The 16895-nt window shown below is 58.0% G+C and carries 17 protein-coding genes and 4 pseudogenes; 9 read left to right on the plus strand and 12 right to left on the minus strand.

What is annotated here, in order from left to right; all coding sequences use genetic code 11:
- Window positions 1-12: 12 nt before the first annotated feature.
- A pseudogene (locus QSV77_RS24705) lies at window positions 13-318 on the minus strand (response regulator); the annotation flags it as partial.
- Window positions 319-362: 44 nt separating this feature from the next.
- Here QSV77_RS24705 and QSV77_RS25865 point away from each other — a divergent pair.
- A pseudogene (locus QSV77_RS25865) lies at window positions 363-629 on the plus strand (ATP-dependent DNA ligase); the annotation flags it as partial.
- A gap of 67 nt (window positions 630-696) precedes the next feature.
- On the opposite strand, the gene QSV77_RS24710 reads toward QSV77_RS25865, so the two are convergent.
- A complete protein-coding gene (locus QSV77_RS24710; protein ID WP_302735493.1) occupies window positions 697-1104 on the minus strand; it encodes a DoxX family protein in 408 nt (135 codons plus the stop codon).
- A 394-nt stretch (window positions 1105-1498) separates the two neighbouring features.
- Here QSV77_RS24710 and QSV77_RS24715 point away from each other — a divergent pair, with 394 nt between their 5' ends.
- Window positions 1499-2419, plus strand: a complete 921-nt coding sequence (locus QSV77_RS24715; RefSeq protein ID WP_302735494.1) for a LysR substrate-binding domain-containing protein — start codon at window positions 1499-1501, stop codon at window positions 2417-2419.
- 16 nt (window positions 2420-2435) lie between these two features.
- Here QSV77_RS24715 and QSV77_RS24720 read toward each other — a convergent pair whose 3' ends face one another.
- From QSV77_RS24720 to QSV77_RS24730, 3 genes are all read right to left on the minus strand, one after another.
- The gene (locus QSV77_RS24720) at window positions 2436-4133 is read right to left on the minus strand and encodes an amidohydrolase (protein ID WP_302735495.1); all 1698 of its coding nucleotides are present in this window, start codon (window positions 4131-4133) and stop codon (window positions 2436-2438) included.
- A gap of 69 nt (window positions 4134-4202) precedes the next feature.
- Window positions 4203-4883: a hydrolase gene (locus QSV77_RS24725; RefSeq protein ID WP_006311664.1), complete on the minus strand. Its 681-nt coding sequence runs from the start codon at window positions 4881-4883 to the stop codon at window positions 4203-4205.
- 93 nt (window positions 4884-4976) lie between these two features.
- Window positions 4977-5843, minus strand: a complete 867-nt coding sequence (locus QSV77_RS24730; RefSeq protein WP_302735496.1) for a pirin family protein — start codon at window positions 5841-5843, stop codon at window positions 4977-4979.
- A 141-nt stretch (window positions 5844-5984) separates the two neighbouring features.
- On the opposite strand from QSV77_RS24730, the gene QSV77_RS24735 reads away from it, so the two are divergent.
- Window positions 5985-6911, plus strand: a complete 927-nt coding sequence (locus tag QSV77_RS24735) for a LysR family transcriptional regulator (RefSeq protein ID WP_302735497.1) — start codon at window positions 5985-5987, stop codon at window positions 6909-6911.
- 42 nt (window positions 6912-6953) lie between these two features.
- On the opposite strand, the gene QSV77_RS24740 is transcribed toward QSV77_RS24735, so the two are convergent.
- A complete protein-coding gene (locus tag QSV77_RS24740; protein WP_302735498.1) occupies window positions 6954-7892 on the minus strand; it encodes a LysR substrate-binding domain-containing protein in 939 nt (312 codons plus the stop codon).
- A 147-nt stretch (window positions 7893-8039) separates the two neighbouring features.
- Between QSV77_RS24740 and ycaC the strand changes: the two genes are divergently transcribed.
- On the plus strand, window positions 8040-8666 hold the full coding sequence (gene ycaC, locus QSV77_RS24745) for an isochorismate family cysteine hydrolase YcaC (RefSeq protein ID WP_302735499.1): 627 nt from the start codon (window positions 8040-8042) through the stop codon (window positions 8664-8666).
- 143 nt (window positions 8667-8809) lie between these two features.
- Here the strand turns inward: ycaC and QSV77_RS24750 are convergent, their stop codons facing one another.
- Window positions 8810-10246 carry a PLP-dependent aminotransferase family protein gene (locus QSV77_RS24750; protein WP_302735500.1) on the minus strand — a complete coding sequence of 479 codons (1437 nt, stop codon included), beginning with the start codon at window positions 10244-10246 and terminating at the stop codon, window positions 8810-8812.
- Window positions 10247-10362: 116 nt separating this feature from the next.
- Here QSV77_RS24750 and QSV77_RS24755 point away from each other — a divergent pair, with 116 nt between their 5' ends.
- The 4 genes from QSV77_RS24755 to QSV77_RS24770 all read left to right on the plus strand — a co-directional run bounded on the left by QSV77_RS24755 (window position 10363) and on the right by QSV77_RS24770 (window position 13244).
- Entirely contained in the window at window positions 10363-10599 is a 237-nt protein-coding gene (locus QSV77_RS24755; protein WP_302735501.1) for a thioredoxin family protein, read from the plus strand.
- A 16-nt stretch (window positions 10600-10615) separates the two neighbouring features.
- Entirely contained in the window at window positions 10616-11365 is a 750-nt protein-coding gene (locus QSV77_RS24760) for a glutamine amidotransferase (protein WP_302735502.1), read from the plus strand.
- Complete coding sequence (locus QSV77_RS24765; RefSeq protein WP_302735503.1) at window positions 11362-12117, plus strand: YggS family pyridoxal phosphate-dependent enzyme; 756 nt, start codon at window positions 11362-11364, stop codon at window positions 12115-12117. Before QSV77_RS24760 ends, QSV77_RS24765 begins: the two co-directional genes overlap by 4 nt.
- A gap of 176 nt (window positions 12118-12293) precedes the next feature.
- Window positions 12294-13244 (plus strand): IS481 family transposase, encoded by a 951-nt coding sequence (locus QSV77_RS24770; protein ID WP_302735504.1) that lies wholly within the window; start codon window positions 12294-12296, stop codon window positions 13242-13244.
- 51 nt (window positions 13245-13295) lie between these two features.
- On the opposite strand, the pseudogene QSV77_RS24775 reads toward QSV77_RS24770, so the two are convergent.
- The 4 genes and pseudogenes from QSV77_RS24775 to QSV77_RS24790 form a co-directional block, all read right to left on the minus strand.
- A pseudogene (locus QSV77_RS24775) lies at window positions 13296-13817 on the minus strand (transposase); the annotation flags it as partial.
- 316 nt (window positions 13818-14133) lie between these two features.
- Entirely contained in the window at window positions 14134-14535 is a 402-nt protein-coding gene (gene vapC / locus QSV77_RS24780) for a tRNA(fMet)-specific endonuclease VapC (RefSeq protein ID WP_302735505.1), read from the minus strand.
- A complete protein-coding gene (gene vapB / locus QSV77_RS24785; protein WP_271363628.1) occupies window positions 14535-14765 on the minus strand; it encodes a type II toxin-antitoxin system VapB family antitoxin in 231 nt (76 codons plus the stop codon). The genes vapC and vapB overlap by 1 nt, the downstream gene beginning before the upstream one ends.
- Before the next feature lie 324 nt (window positions 14766-15089).
- Window positions 15090-15389: a hypothetical protein gene (locus QSV77_RS24790; RefSeq protein WP_302735506.1), complete on the minus strand. Its 300-nt coding sequence runs from the start codon at window positions 15387-15389 to the stop codon at window positions 15090-15092.
- A gap of 40 nt (window positions 15390-15429) precedes the next feature.
- Here QSV77_RS24790 and QSV77_RS24795 point away from each other — a divergent pair.
- A pseudogene (locus QSV77_RS24795) lies at window positions 15430-15609 on the plus strand (IS6 family transposase); the annotation flags it as partial.
- A 65-nt stretch (window positions 15610-15674) separates the two neighbouring features.
- On the opposite strand, the gene QSV77_RS24800 reads toward QSV77_RS24795, so the two are convergent.
- Window positions 15675-16856 carry a glucoamylase family protein gene (locus QSV77_RS24800; protein WP_302735546.1) on the minus strand — a complete coding sequence of 394 codons (1182 nt, stop codon included), beginning with the start codon at window positions 16854-16856 and terminating at the stop codon, window positions 15675-15677.
- Window positions 16857-16895: the final 39 nt, after the last annotated feature.

Raw genomic sequence — 16895 nt, forward strand, 5'->3', positions numbered from 1 at the left:
GGGCGTTATGGTTCAGGAAAGAGTTCTGGCGATCTCTCGCTCTAACTGTTCCTGCGTGTAGGGTTTTCCCAGTCGTGGAAGACCCATTTCGGTCCCTGCCGGCAAATCCGCATAACCCGTCGCGACCAGGATCGGCAGGGCTGGGCGCAATTCGCGTACAGCCTTTGCGAGTTGAGCTCCATTCATGCCTGGCATCGAAAAGTCAGTCAGATCAATGACCGGGGCATTTTTGATGATACCCAGCACCTGTTGCCCCGAATTTGCTTCAAGCACGCGATGTCTGAGATCTTCGAGCATGTCGACGGAACTTATGGCGATAAAAATTCGCGTTCCGGCATCTCTGTACCGGGCGCGACAACAAGCTCGTCAATGTCGGAAACGTCGTTACGGGCTTCAAGGAGGCCGAGATGATCAGGCCGTGTGCAAGACGTTGGACAGACTGCGCTGGAAGCGAAAGCCACGGCCTGTTGCCCAACTGGAAAGGCCGATATCGGTTTGGCTGGGTTGAGCTCATACTCATTGCGCAGATCAAGTTTCGGGCGTGGACCGCAGACGGCCAATTGCGTCATCAATCCTGCAAGGGTTTGCGAGAACGCCAGGACACCGCCGATGTCTTTCGCCTTGAGTAGCGATTTGTAGGAGCATCCGGTAACATAACAACACCACCGGATTGCCCCTATGCCGCAGCGGCCGGCGCTACTTCGCACCCTGCCCCAGGCGGTACCTGCCGGGTCCGGTTACAAAATACAACAACAGGCCCCCGACGATGGCCAGGTTCTTGAAAAACTGCCCCTGCTGGGCAGAACGCGCCTCTTCCGGAAACGACCAGAACGCGTGGCTGAGCAAGGTCGCGACACAGGTGAAAGCCAGCAGTATCACGCTTGTCTCTCTGGCCCTCACTCCGAATATCAAGGCGGCGGCACCGAGGATTTCCACCAAGATCACGAGGTATACGACAAGGCCGGCAAAAGGCACGCCCTTTGCAGCCAGAGACCCGGCAAAACCGGAAATTTCGAAAAGCTTGCCGACACCGGCCTGCAGGAAGAGGGCGCTGATGGAAAAGCGCGCCAGAAGGATTATCACATCATTTATCTTTGCAGTCATGGGAGGTTCCTGGTGAATCTTGCTTCGGCGCTTTCGGCAAATTTATCATCGCCCCGCACCTCTGAAATTGACGATTGGGAGAGCGGCTGTAACGACCTGAACAACTTGTCGTGTGCATGTCTGGTGGCCATTCGATACGTCACCGCGTCATCGGATTGATAACAGGATGCAGACTTTCAAAATTGGCTGTTTTATTCGCGGATCTTCCTTTTCATTTGGAGGGCACGCCACCGACTGGCGGCATTTTCGATAAAAAGCCTCTTTAATTCAGGCTCATACGAATACCGGACAGCAAGGTCGGAGGCTTTTTGGAGCAGCCGTTGAAATAGTATGAGTGTTCCAATTTCAGCTCGATAGGTTGCTTTCTCGGACGCATCGTTCTAACTGGGAAACGATGCGAAATTTGAATGACCTCTATTACTTCGTTCAGATCGTCGACCACGGAGGCTTTGCGCCGGCCGCACGCGCGGTTGGACTGCAGAAGTCCAAATTGAGCAGGCGGCTCTGCGTTCTCGAGGATCGGCTGGGCGTCCGATTGCTCAACCGCTCGTCGCGCCGCTTCTCGGTCACTGAAGTCGGCCAGGAATATTACCGCCATTGCGTCGCCATGCTCACCCAGGCCGATGCCGCCGAACAGGCCGTTGCCGAATTTCATGTCGAGCCGCGCGGCGTCGTCCGCATGGCTTGCCCGGTTGGCCTGCTGCAATTCCAGTTCGGCGCGATAGTCGCCCGTTTTGCCCGGGCGCATCCCGCCGTCGAAGTACATCTCAAGAGCTTCAACCGGCCGGTCGACGTTATCGCCGAGGGCTTCGATCTGGCAATCCGCGCAAGCTTTCCACCGCTCAACGATACTGGTCTCGTTATGCGCAAGCTCGATGACAGCCACCAGTGCCTCGTCGCCAGCCCTCGCCTGGTCTCAGGCGAAGTCAACACACCCGCCGATCTTCACAGCCTTCCCAGCCTCGAACAGGGTCAGTCGCGGCCGGCTTATCAGTGGGAACTGGAAAACCATGAAGGGCAAACCGTCAGAGTGTCCCACAATCCCCGTATCGTAACAGACGACCTGACGACCCTGCATCTGGCGGCGATGGATGGGCTGGGCGTCGTTCAACTTCCGACATCCCTCGTCTGGCAGGACGTCAAGGCCGGACGTCTGATCCACCTGCTGCCGGGCTGGCGACCACGATCTGCCATCGTACACGCCGTATTCGCCTCGCGTCGCGGGCTGCTGCCATCGGTTCGCGCGCTGCTCGACTTTCTCGCGCAGGAATGCGCCCTTGAGAGGAGCATCACGGATCAGGCGCTTCGGTCCTAGTTGAGCGCGACAGCGTTTATCCGCCGCTAACGCCGCAGCCCGGGCACGGCTGGTCGTGCACGACATTGCCATTGACGATCGTGAGAACCGAACGGATCCGGTCGATCTCTTCGGCGGGAATGGTGAGATAGGATCTATCGAGGACTGCCAGATCGGCGAGCTTGCCTTCCGCCAGTGTGCCCCGGCTCTCTTCGGCAAAACTGATCCACGCGGCGTTTTTGGTATAAAGCCGCAATGCTTCCTCGCGCGTTAGCAACTGATCTTCCGGCTTCTGGATGGCATTGCCGAGCGAACGTCCCGTCACGTGATATTCCATGGCCTGCCAAACACCGAAAACGCCGATCCGGGTCGAATCCGTCCCACCCGCAACCATTATGCCCCGGTCCAGCGCCTGCCGCGTCGGCGGCGACATCTCGACGATCTTGCGCGAATTCGCCCGCAGAATGGACGGGCCTTCGAAATAGGGACCCATCTGCACGCTGAACGCAATATCGAGCCGCTTCATCCGATCGAGCGTCCGCAGGGAACCGGTATTCAGATGCGCCATTGCCCAGCGAAGGCCTTTGAGCGGATAGGTCTGATCGACCACTTCGAACACGTCCAGGATCGCGCTCGCCGCATCATCGGTATAGGCATGAATCTCCAGCGGAATTTTCCGTTTTGCCGCAAAAGTGGCGACCCGCGCGAGCTCAAGACGGGAGGCTTGCGGCGGATTGAACCCGGACCCCATAAGCACACCGTCATTCATGCCGAACACCAGATTTTCACCCATGCCAAGGAAATTGACCATTCCCTCCGGTTGCACCGCGGGCCGGAAGGCCATGACATCGGTGAACCAGGCGGCTTCATTGCCCGGTTGCAGCGCGGGTATGCGATAACCCACGCGCAGCGTCAGCTTGCCTTGCCGCTGCAACGCGAAGACCGGTTCATAGGCCTCCGCCGGACCGGCGGATGGGTCGACGAGGCCGGTCACGCCCACCTGGTTCAGCCGCTCGAAAAAGGCCACCAGACTGGCTGTCTTCGCCTCCTCGCCGGTCCGGTCGATTGCAGCGAACAGGGCGTTGAACGCACCGATATGGCCATAGAGCTTGCCGGTGGCGACGCCTTTTTCATCACGTTCGACCTTGATGCCCGGGGGAACGGCGGGTTCGGGACTGTCGAGCTTCAGTCTTTCCATACCTTTGGTGTTAAGCAGGGCGTAGTCGTAGAGATATTGCACATATGCGGGATGATCAGGCACCGCGCGATCCAGTTCCTCGACGGCGGGCGGCCGCTTTTCATCGAACTGCTCCGGAATCCATGAGCCGCCAACGGCAACCCATGCGTCTCTTGGCCGCGCTCTTGCCGCCTGCGCAAGACGGTCCAGCGCTTCTTCAAGCGAAGCCATGTCGTACCAGTAGGTCTCGAACTTGTAGGTCTGGCCACCCCGAATGGCATGGATGTGGGTATCCACCAGACCTGGAATGACGGTTCTTCCTTCGAGATCCACCAGTCGCGTGGCGTCCGTTTTTAATGCCCTGACCGTCTCGTCATCACCAACGGCGGAAATGCGGTCACCAGCGATCGCCAGTGCGCTGGCGCGCGGTCTGCTGTCATCCATCGTTACGATGGCACCGTTATAGAGGATCAAATCCGGGCCTCCGGCAAGGGCCGTACCGGCCAAAAGAAACCAGCCCGCCGCCAGAAAAGCCGTTTTACCTAAAGCTTGCCTCATGGTCCCGAAACCTCCTGAAAATAAACCACAGGGGCGGCGCAAGCTGCGCCGCCCTTTTGCTTCTTGCGATCAGCCGCGTTGTGAATCGAGCTGTTCGTGGTTCTTCTCGACCGCCTGCGCCTTCATGTAGCTTTCGATCAGAAGCTGGTAGGGAGGGAAGATCTTGGTGTAGACTGCCGCCCATTCCTGGGCATCGTCGCGATGCCATGTCTTCTGCAGTTCCGAGGCAACCGCAGCCGTGTCCATCGGCACCACTCCGGCCTGAACCACCCGTGCTAGGGTGATTTCCTGCGCCATCTTGGAATAGGTGCCGGAAGCATCAACAACCGCAAACACCCGGTAGCCATCCTGAACCGCAGCAATCGCCGGGAAGGCCATGCACACGCTGGTGATGGTGCCGGCAATGATCAGCGTCTTGCGGCCGGTCGCCTTGACGGCGGCGACGAACTCCGGATTGTCCCACGCATTGATCTCGCCACGACGCGCCACATATTGCGCATGCGGTGCGTTTTCATGGATTTCCGGGATCAGCGGACCATTGGGGCCCTGCGGTACCGATGCCGTGGTGATAACGGGCATCTTCGTCAGCGTTGCCATTCTGGCAAGCGCTGTGGCGTGATTGCGCAGAACGGGCATCGGCATGTCCGCCACCGTCTGGAACAGACCGCTCTGGTGGTCGATCAGAAGCATCACCGCATCATCAGGGTCGATGACAGGCCGCTGGCCGTTAAAATTGGCAGGTGTACTCATTGTAAGTCTCCTTGGTTGGTAGCATGGACTTGTGGGCAAAAATCACTTCCGCCCGGTGAGGCCCGCGGCCCCTTGCAAAGCCACGGGAATGGCTCAGGCAGGAATGCCGCCGAATTTTCCGGCCCGGAAATCCATGAAGGCTTCCTGCAATTCTTCAGGCGTGTTCATGACGAACGGCCCCTGCATGGCAACCGGCTCGCCAAGCGGCGCACCGCCCAGCAGAAGCACCGTTGCGTCGCTGTCGGCGGTGATCTCGAAACTGCCTCCCTCGCGATCAAGCATCACGAACTGGACATCCCGTGCCGATCGCGTGCCGTTGACCGTGATGGTTCCGCGAAGAACGGCAAGACCGGCGCTATGCCCTTCCGGCAGGTCGAATATCGTGCGCCCTCCCTGCGTCAGGCGCAAATCCCACACATTGATCGGCGTGAAGGTGCGCGCCGGCCCCTTGTGCCCGGCATAGTCGCCGGCGATGACACGCACGGTTCCGGCATTGTCCGGCAGCGCCACGGCGGGAATATCGCCGTCGAGCACGGTCTGATAGGCGGGCGGCGCGGACTTGTCCCTGGCCGGCAGGTTCACCCAGAGCTGCACCATTTCCAGCGTACCGCCCTGTTTCGTAAAGGCCTGCGAATGGCGTTCCTCATGCAGGATGCCAGCAGCGGCCGTCATCCATTGAACATCGCCCGGGCCGATCAGACCGCCGCTGCCGGTCGAGTCGCGATGCTCCACTTCGCCCTGATAGACGATGGTCACCGTTTCGAACCCGCGATGCGGGTGAGCGCCGACGCCCCGTGGCATCTTGCCCGGCGCAAACCGTTCCGGCCCGGCATAATCAAGATGCAGGAAGGGGCTGATATGTTCGCCCTGGGTCATGTACGAAAGCATGGAACGAACCGGAAATCCGTCCCCCACCCAATGCGGCGATGTGCTGCTGTAAATACCAAGAACCTGTCTCATCATAGTCTCCTGGATTCCCTTCTTTCTTGCGAAGGGTCACTGGTGATCGTGTGAGAGCAAAATAGTTCTGGAACAAACTGGCCGGAAGATCGAAGATCAGGATATACCGTCCTGAAAACAGGACAATGAAAGGCCGCCACCATGCCCGATCTGAACGATCTGCGCCTTTTCGTCGACGTTGTGGAACAAGGCGGCTTCTCGGCCGCCGCCAGAAAACTGGACCTACCCCGCTCACGGCTGAGCCGCCGCATCGGCCTGCTGGAGGAGGATCTTGGCGTGAGGCTGGTGCAGCGCACGACCCGGCAGTTCTCCATTACCGAGATCGGCCAGGAGTTCTACCGCCATTGTCTGGCGATGGTGGTGGAAGCGGACGCCGCGCTGGAAGTGATCGATCGCATGCGGGCAGAACCGCAGGGCACGGTGCGGGTCAGCTGCCCCGCATCGGTGATCTATTTTCAGGTCGGAGAAATGATCGCCCGCTTCATGGCCAGATATCCCAAGGTGAAAGTCCATCTGGAAAGCACCAACCGCCGGGTGGATGTTATCCGCGAGGGTTTCGACCTTGCCATCCGCGTGCGGTTTCCACCGCTCGAAGACAGCGATCTCGTCATCCGCAAGCTGGCGGAAAGTGAGCAGCTGCTGGTCGCAAGTCCGAAAATCGTCAAATCAGGCATCACCGTTCCGGCCGATCTCGTTAACATGCCCGGCCTCGCCTGGGGTTCATCCCACAGCAGTTTTGAATGGAACCTGCTTGGTCCCAACGGTGCCTCGGCTGCCATTCCCTATCAGCCGCTGCTGATTACCGATGACATGGTCGCCCTGCGGCTTGCGACACTCCAGGGCATTGGCGTCTGCCAGTTTCCCACCATGGTCGTCAGGGAGGATGTGGCAGCGGGGCGGCTGATCGACCTCCTGCCTGACTGGGCGCCGCGAAGCGGCATTATCCATGCCGCCTTCCCGTCACGCCGCGGCCTTCTGCCATCAGTACGCGCGCTGCTGGATTTTCTGGCGGATGAATATGCAATGATTTCGGCCGAGGAGAAGACAAAACCCGTTACCAATAAATGACCGCTGCGGCGCATCAGCCGGAACCTGCCCACGCTGCCTCTGTTACAACGCGTCCGTTTTCCGCAGGAAAAGACTCTCATCGATTGCCTGTCGTTGCGCGGCACATTCCCGCGCCAGAAAGTCTATCAGCGTGCGCACGGATGGCAGCAGACCGCGCCGTGAAGGAAAAACCGCGTGCACGATGCCCGATGCAGGGCGCCATTCCGACAGGACAGGAACCAATGTGCCGGCGGAAAGGTCCTTCCAGATCATCATCGTCGGCAATTGCACGATCCCGGCGCCGTCAAGCGCCGCATCGCGCAGGGCGGCCATGTCATCCGTGAGGAGACGGGGACGATGCGGTATGACCACCCGTTCACCATTCTCGCTTTCCAGCCGCCATTCGTAATTTTGCGAAGCGGATGTCCATGCAAGGCTTGGCAACCCGGCCAGATCGGCGGGCGTCGTGACGGGTGTTTTAAGGAGCCCCGGTTGCGCGACGAGAAATTGCGAACTGTCGTCCAGTTTCCGCATCATCAGATCGGCCTGTTCCAGCGGCGGAAAACGCACGCGGATGGCAACGTCGAACCGTTCACCGATCACATCCACCCGGCGATTGGTGCTCTCCAGATGCAGGTCAACCTTGGGATAGGCGGTGAGAAATTTGGCGAACAGGGCGCCAAACTGGAATGAGATCAGCGCAGTGGGGCAGCTTACCCGCAACAGGCCCCGGGGTTCGTCGTGATGCTGCGCAATCAACGCATTCGCGGCCTCCGCCTCGACCAGAACAGCCAGGCAGCGACGATAATATTCCTGCCCGATATCGGTAACGGAGAAACGGCGTGAGGAACGCTGGATCAGGCGAACGCCCAGCCGTGCCTCCAGCAGCGTGATGCGGCGGCTGAGCTTGGATTTCTGCAGGCCGATGGCGCGGCCGGCCGCGGCGAAACCGCCGTGGTCCACCACCTGCACGAAATAATAAAGATCATTCAAATCATCCATCGTCTCACTCATAGAACGCAGCGTCGATTATAACAATCTTTTCCTGATTTTGTTGCCGGTATAGCTTTAATTCATTCCACAGACGCCGACCGCAAGACCAATCATGCGGGCGGCGATTCAACCTCTGGCTCCTGAAAGGACACGTCAATGACCAAGCCATATGTACGTCTCAACAAGGATGATGTTGCCGTTCTTCTCGTCGACCATCAGACCGGCCTGCTGTCGCTGGTACGGGATTTCGATCCGGACAAATTCAAGAACAACGTTCTTGCACTGGGCGATCTTGCAAGATATTTCAAACTTCCGACCGTTCTCACCACCAGCTTCGAAGACGGGCCGAACGGGCCGCTGGTGCCGGAACTGAAGGAACTGTTCCCTGATGCGCCTTACATTGCCCGTCCCGGCCAGATCAATGCCTGGGACAACGAGGACTTCGTCAAGACGGTGAAGGCGACCGGTAAGAAGCAGTTGCTGATCGCTGGTGTCGTGACCGAAGTCTGCGTGGCCTTCCCCGCATTATCAGCCATCGAGGCCGGTTTCGACGTATTTATCGTCACCGACGCATCAGGCACCTTCAACGAGGTCACCCGCCATTCGGCATGGGACCGCATGAGTGCGGCCGGCGTGCAGCTGATGAGCTGGTTCGGCGTTGCCTGCGAACTGCATCGGGACTGGCGTAACGATATTGAAGGGCTGGGCGCGCTTTTCGCGAACCATATTCCCGACTACCGCAACCTGATGACCAGCTACAGCACGCTGACATCCAAAAAATAAACCGTCGCAGCAGCAGGCGAACACGCTGAACCTGCATCGAGACCATATAAGAAGGGTTTGCCCCTTTGTTGGACGGCGCCGGGCCAAAAGCCCGGCGTTTCCTGTCTTCACAAAGCGCATTCCCGCGGATCGCAGGCCTGCCATTACGGTCCCGCCTGTTTCAATATTCTCACCGCCCGCTCAAGCTCCGCTTCCCTGAGGCTGGCAAAGCCGAACCTGAAAGCTTCCGGCGGATGCGCGGGCTCAAGCGCGAAGCGAAGCCCGGGAAGAATGCCAAGGCCAAGCCGGCCGGCGTTCAGCGCCCAGCTTTCGGCACTCACCCCCGGACGCATGCGCAGCCAGATGGCCAGCCCACCGGCGGGCAGCGTGAAATCCGCCACTTCGGAAAAATGCTCGGCAAGCAGGGCGGCGGCATGATCCCGGCGCGCATGATAGATCCGCCGTGCCTTGCGTGCATGACGCTTGAGCGTGCCATCGAGGATCAACTCACCAAGGGCATGTTCCAGTGGCAGGTCACCCTGCCGGTCAACCGCTTCGCGCAGATCGGTCATCCGGCGCAGCAGGATCGGCGGTGCGACTGCGTAGCCGATACGGATACCCGGTGCGATGAGCTTGGAAAGCGACCCGATATAAATAACAGGCGTTTCCGTCTCCGCTCTGGCAGCAAGCGGCAGGACCGGACGCCCATCGAAGCGATATTCATGGTCATAATCATCCTCGATGATCGTCAGACGGTGACGGCGCGCCAGATCGAGCAAACGCAGTCTCCGGGAGACGCTGAGGGTGGCAGTGGTGGGATATTGATGGTGCGGCGTGACATAAATGGCTCTGAGCGTTGCGTCCTGCACCGCGAGCTGTTCCAGCGCATCAATATCGATCCCGCCGGTATCCACCGGCACCCCGACAGTCCGGGCTCCCGCCGCGCGGAATGCCGCCCAGGCCAGCGGATAACCCGGATTTTCAACCGCGATGGCCGAGCCAGGCTCGACACAGGTTGCGGCGGCGAGGAAAAGCGCCATCTGGCTGCCGCGTGTCACCATGATATCGCCGGCATCCGCCGCAAGCCCACGCTCGTCCTTGAGGTAGTCAGACAGCGTACTTCGCAGATGGGCGCTGCCGCGTGGATCGCCATAACCATGATCGGCACTGAATGCGGGCGAATTCAGCGCACGGCGAAATGCCTGCGCCAGCGGCACGGTCGGCGCCAAGCGGGAATCAGGCGCCCCGTCGGAGAGGTTCAGCACTGGCTGCTTGCCAAATGCAGCACTGGTCTTTTCCACGCCTCCGGGCTGCTGCATGGGCCGGTGTTGTGCAAAGTCCGGCAGATCTCCCGCAACGAATGTGCCCCGTGATGCCTCGGCCACCAACCAACCCTGCATCAGCAGCTCATGATAGGCTGCATCCACCGTATTCCTGTTCACACCGAGGTTTTTCGAAAGTGCACGGGTACCCGGCAGGGGATCACCGGGTTTCAGCCGCCCGCGTTCGATCTCCGTAATGATTGCCTGCGCTATCGCAAGAAAGACAGGTTCCCCCTCCTTCTGCCGCCATTCGATCGTAAGCGTCGTGCCCTTGCCCATCCGGCATATCCATTTTCTCAAATCCGGCTCACTACACTAGGCCGGATAAGATTTATTGCATGGCAGATACCGGCGCGACAACCCCGTCGCTCCGATGAAATCGAAAGGAAAATACGATGGCCGAGAAAGCAATATTCTACCATGCCGGATGCCCCGTCTGCGTTGATGCCGAACAGCGCTTTGCAGCCCTCCTCGATAAAAGCCAATTCGACGTCGAGATCGTTCATCTGGGAGAAAACAAGCTTCGCCTCGCGGAAGCCGAGCGGGCGGGCGTCAAGTCCGTGCCGGCTTTCGTCATCGAAGGCACCGTCTATCATATAAACCACGGTGCCGATCTTGCAGCCCTTCGCTGATACCGGGAGCAGGATGATGCCGAGGACTGCAACAGCCATTCGCCACGTTCATTTCGAGGATCTGGGCAGTTTCGAAAGCGTGCTTTACGAAGCCGGTTACGATCTGCGTTATTGCGATCTGGGCGAGGTGGATCTTGCAACCTTCAAACCGGCGGAGCCGGATCTGCTGATCATACTGGGCGGTCCGGTTGGTGTTTACGAAACCGAGGCCTATCCCTTTCTTGTCGAAGAACGGGCCTTGATCCGTCATCGCCTCTACACCGGGCGGCCGATCCTCGGCATCTGCCTCGGCGCGCAACAGATCGCGGCTACACTCGGCGCCAATGTCGAACCTATGGGCTACAAGGAAATCGGCTTTTCGGAAGTGACGCTGACCGATGCGGGGCGACTGGGGCCACTGCGGCATCTTGAGGGCGTCGCCATGCTGCATTGGCATGGTGATACCTTCGAAACCCCGAGGGAAGCCGTCAATCTGGCAACAACGCCTCTTTGCGCAACACAGGGCTTCGCGATTGACCGCAATGTCCTGGCGCTTCAGTTCCACCCCGAGGTTGATGCTGGTTCCGGGCTTGAAAAATGGCTCGTCGGCCACGCCGCTGAACTGGCGAATGCGGGGATCGATCCGCGCACCATGCGCAGGGATGCCCTGCGTCACGGACCAGCGCTGCGCGAAGCCGCCCGCAGGATGTTCGCCGAATGGTTGAGGGAGCTCGACTTTGAATACGAAACCGAACATTCAAACACACGCGGACTGGCTGAGGCATGACCAACACCTCCAAACCTGAGGGCACGCTTGCGGCCAATCTCTCCAGCGTCACGGCCCGGATCGCCGCCGCCGCCTCGCGTGCCGGCCGGCCACCCGAAGCGGTCCGCTTTGTACTGGTCACAAAAACAATCGAGGCCGAGCGCGTCCGTGAAGCCATCCGGCTCGGAGCGAGCGATCTCGGTGAAAACAAGGTGCAGGAAGGGCGCAGCAAGGCCGAAGCCCTTTCCGGCGAACCGGCGCAATGGTCGATGATCGGCCATCTTCAGTCCAACAAGGTCAAGGATGTCCTGCGTTTCGCCTCCGAGATGCAATCGCTCGATCGCCTGTCATTGGCGACAGCGCTTGAAAAGCGCCTGCAGTTTCTTGGACGTGGTCTGGACGTTCTGGTGCAGGTCAACACATCAGGCGAAGCCAGCAAATTTGGTCTCGCGCCCGATGCCGTGGCACCCTTTCTCAAGGAATTGATGGCATTTGACGCAATACGCCCGCGGGGTTTCATGACCCTTGCAACCTTCACGCCCGAGGAAACGGAGGTCCGCCGCTGCTTCCGCCTCCTGCGCGACATCCGCGACCGCGCGCGTTCCGATGCGCCGCAGGGCGCAGCTTTAGGCGACCTCTCGATGGGCATGTCGGGCGATTTTGAATGGGCGGTCGAAGAAGGGGCAACCATTGTCCGTGTCGGTCAGGCGGTCTTCGGCGCGCGCGCCCTGCCGGCGTCGTATTACTGGCCGGGTGCAGCGGGAGCTATGTGAGGTATCCGATAAGTAATTTCGCAGTGCAACCGTGCTGCAAGCCGCCATGCCCGGTATGATCTTCTTACCGAGGGCTTTTCTTACGGTTTGCATCGTGTCGAACGGCTCATACGCACTAAGTGTTTAGTCCCGCAGTGTGATGGCGTATCATTGCCGCGATCACAGAGGGAAACTCTATGGGCCAATTTCTTCACGGCAGCGCCAAGACCACGCACGCCATTCGAGCAGAATTACAGCGATCGAAAGCTCCAACCGCGGCGCTCGCGCGGCGGTACGGCATCGACGAGAAAACCGTAAGGAAATGGCGATCTCGACCGGGTGTCGAGGACGGCGCGATGGGTCCAAAGGAGCGCAGAAGTACGGTCTTGTCGGCACTCGAAGAGGCGTCAATCGTTTCATTGAGAGTTCAAGCTCAGTTGCCATTGGACGACGTCTATATCGCACTGAAAGATGTGATCCCCCATCTATCGCGCTCGAGCCTTCACCGCTGCTCGCAGCGCCACGGTATCTCCCGTCTGCCGAAGGCGGATCGTGAAAAGCCTAAGCGGTTCAAATCCTACGAAATCGACTATTTCCATATCGATATTGCAGAGCTGCGATACGAGGATAGCAAGGCCTTCCTCTTCGTCGCAGTCGATCGCACTTCGAAGATCGTCGTCGCTAGAATCTATCGCAAGGCGACAAAGCTTGTAGCAGCCAGCTTCCTCAAGGCCTTGGTCAAAACAGTACCCTACAAGATCCACACAGTGCTCACGGATAACGGCGTCCAATTCGTGCAGCATGACAAACGGACAGAACGTGGGTTCGTCGATCACATTTTCGGTGCGGTATGCGCAGCGAACGATATCGAGCATCGTCAGACCAAGCCCAATCATCCATGGACGAATGGGCAGGCTGAACGCATGGTCAGAACGATCAAAGACGCGACTGTTAAGTCGTTTCACTACACCTCGATCACTGACTTGCGGCGTCATGTCCGGGACTGGATGCTGGCCTACAACTACACCAAACAACTCAAGGCATTACGATTCAAAACACCCTACGAAGCCATCCGCCAACTCAGCGAGACGAAGCCGGAAATCTTCATTCGAACCCCAGGCCATGACATGTCGGGATCAAACACCTAGATCGGGCATGGATCAGTGACGAGAAGAGCATTTATTCAAGAACTCGTCTCACAGCCATCCATTGAAGCTCTCTATGAAGATGTTTTGGATAGGTTTGCCCGACACGATATAGTGCCGATCCACCCTAGTCCGATCTGTCCATTGCAGGATCGCGTTGTCTGGTGAACTCGCTGCCGCTGTCATCAACGATCATCTTGCGGTTCACAAGGTGCCTCTCGCGCCTTAGCAGCCCGTGAGTGCGGCGATACCCAAAGCCTACGTCAATGCCTTCATTCGTTCCCGAAGGTTGCGATCGTCATCGCATCTCGTTCCGTAACAGATCGTCATCCGGCAAAAGCCGATGGCCATACATGACCGCCCTTCGCTCATCCGCTGTTGGTCCATCAGATGCGCAACGGCGCGTCACTTCGCTGCGGGCGTTACCGCTTCTTTCGCATCAGCCGCTTGGCTTCGGACACGTCGATACCGCCGAACTTGGCCTTCCGCTTATAAATGCTGGCATCGTTGATGCCGTGTTTGCAGCAAAGCTTCGAGACCGGCGCGCGCCTCAAGCTCCTTCAGTACGCCGACAATCTATTCGTCTTGCCGATCAGGCTGGATGGGATCGCGAGCTTCAGGTTGAGATCATCGAACGGTGTACCCAACCTATCCCAGGAGCAGGGTAGCATGATGCAATCGCTGCTCGCACGGCCGGAACGAGGGCGCAAGGCCATCTTCCGGAATGGACCACAACCGTCATGGAGCACAATGTCGGATCGCCTTTTTCTGATCTTGAAAGGATACGAACCACCGACCCCGCCATTCCGCAACCGCGCAATTGATGGGATACGGTGCGACGACCCGGTGGTGGAATGCTTGCGGAAATCCGGCAGGCGATCAATATTTGAAACTAAGCGGCCCAGTCTTCCACTCGTAATCCGGGTACGCGATCAAATTCACGGCGATTATTGGTGACTATAATCAGTCCACGCGAGCGCGCATGCCCCGCCATCAATTGATCATATGGGCCAATAGGAGTTCCACTGCGCGCCAATTCTGCTCGCAATTGACCCGAATGGCTTGCCGCGAAATCATCATATGGGAGCACTTCGAGGCGCGCCACGAAGCCCTCCACAACGGAAAGGTTCTTTTCTGGACTAGCTGACTTCTCCGCTCCGTAAATCAATTCCATTAGGCTGACCGAGCTGATGCAAAGCTGATCGTGTGAGCGATTGAACGCATCGCGCACGTGCTGAGGCCGATTCTTAATCGTAAAAATGCAGATGTTGGTATCCAGCATGTACTTCAGCATTATAATGCCTCGCGCTCTTGCGAAGCAGGCTGGTCGCGCTCAATCATAAAGTCGGATGTCGCCTCTGCTCCTTCAAACCAACTGTCCCAGATTTCACCGGCTGGGGCGATGATGCGAGTGCGTCCCACCGCAACGATATCGACCCGCTTTACGTCATCGGGCAAAGCGACCGCCTTTGGCAACCGTATTGCTTGGCTCCGATTGCTCTGGAATACTGAGCCTTGCTCCATCTGGATACCTCCGAATTGCCTAATAAGGACGTAGCCTATGTAGCTTTTTAGTTGGGATATGTCAATGGGATATACATCCTAGATCTACTTAAGCGCATACGATCATCAACCAGCCGTCTTCGCCTTGAAGGGTTTCGAACCAGTCTTCCCGCCATTCTAGTCAAACTAGCTTGCCGGCTGCGGGAACATCATCCCTCCAGCCCCACATCTGAACTCCCTAAACCATTGAAACAGCTTTCAATCGACGTCCACCCGACGCTGAACGCCCTGATTAATTTTCGGGCTCTGTCGGGAAAAGTCTGAGCTGCTAACTCTCCAATTAATCTATGAAAGGTTATTTTGGTAAAGGAGCAGGACCGTCACGAAGGTAATAGAACCCATCGCGGTCAAGCCCAAGGCTCGTATCTTCGCCGCCCGATCACGAAGAATTAGCGCGGTTACAAGAGTGCAAAGCGACCACACGCCTGTGACGATAATCAACAGCCAAGAATATAGAAACGGGCCGAGGTCGTAACCGCCGCCGCCGATCGAGGCTCCAGAGTTCGTATCGATTTGAACCACGATCAGCGAGAAGACCGGTATCGCGAGTGTCGAGAGCCATACCCAAAACCACTTATTTTTCATCAAGAGTAACTCACCCCAAATATACAGTTTTCCGTCAGATCAGTGGCGGATGATGCGCTTCAAATCAGCTCGGCAATGTCAACGTTCCGTCTCGGTTCATGGCCAGGTTGCCAACCTCTTCCATCTCCATCAGAAACATCTCACTGTCATAGACCACCGCGAACTCCGCGCCAGCGCCGTCACCCCCTGTCGTGACATTGCATTGTCGACCGTGCTCTGAAATTCGGGATGCGTGCCTTGCCGCGGCTCCGATCCTTGAAGGTAACGGCACCCTTTCGGCACACATCACGACATTGCATTGCCCCGAAGTATTGATCTACCAGCCTCATGCGCCTTCGTCCCCTCATGAGAGTTGTCCTGATAAAAACCCAGATGCGCCAGTCCGTTCTTCACTTCCGGCGCATTCATGAACAAATCCCAAATGAGACCAGTGCGATGGTTCTCCATCATTGTGACCACCGGGCCTTGATTGATTGCAAGATGCGTTCCGGAGACCCAGCCCATTGAAGGCTGAAAGGCATCCATCAGGCCGAAGTGGCCGATGAGCGCGCTGTCACTCCATTGCAGGAAGCGTAGCGCCGCCTGTTGTGACCGCAGCGGCATAAAAGGCATGCTGGAGAGGGCTGCCGTCGTCGCGATGATACCATGATCGTTGGTCGGAGAGTTGACGACGTAACCCTTTGGCCCATCACAGGCGGACAGACCCCATCCGACCTCCATTGCATATCGGGTTCGGCAGTAGCGGTAGTTAATCTGGCAATGGGCGTGAGCCTGCTCCAGATAATCACAGCAGTAAACATCCCCCAAGCCTCGTGGATCAAGCGTACAGAACGAATAATGCGAGAGAAAGAGCGGGCCTCCATATGGCTCGCCAAGCGGCAGCCGCACACCGAGATAATTCGATCCATTCCGAATTGCGCCACTACGCGCCCACCCGGAATGATAACACTCCGGGCTTATCGGATGCGCAACTGAACCTGCCGCCAGCACATAACAGACCAGAGCCTCGTTCCAGCCCACAATAGGCAGATTTTTCGCCCAGGCATACCGAGGGCTCCAGTGCCAGAAAAGCGGCCCTGTTTCTCCCCTGGTAAACCAGTTCCATTCGACGGCATCGACTATTTCAGTGACAGACCGGCGTAAACCAATCTCTTCGGATGTCTCGCCGCTGAAGAACTCGCGAACGCAGATAAGCGCCTGAACGAGAAGCGCGGTTTCGACAAGATCACCACCGTCATCGTATTTCGCAAATGGTATTGTTTTTCCGCTCGATGTATCGACGAAGTGAGGAAAGGCGCCGTGAAAACGCTTCACTCCAGCCAGAGATTCCAGCATACGGCACACACGCGCAATGGCGTCCCGCTTGCTTATCCACGTACGATGAACGCCAACGATGAGCGAGAGGAAACCAAACCCGACACCCGAGATTGAGGTGATCTCATGGATCGGCGAACCATCGGATCGCATCCTATCCCTGGGCAGCCCGCTCTCAGGATGGCTTCCGGA

Source organism: Agrobacterium sp. V1, from assembly GCF_030518355.1.
GTDB lineage: Bacteria > Pseudomonadota > Alphaproteobacteria > Rhizobiales > Rhizobiaceae > Agrobacterium > Agrobacterium cucumeris.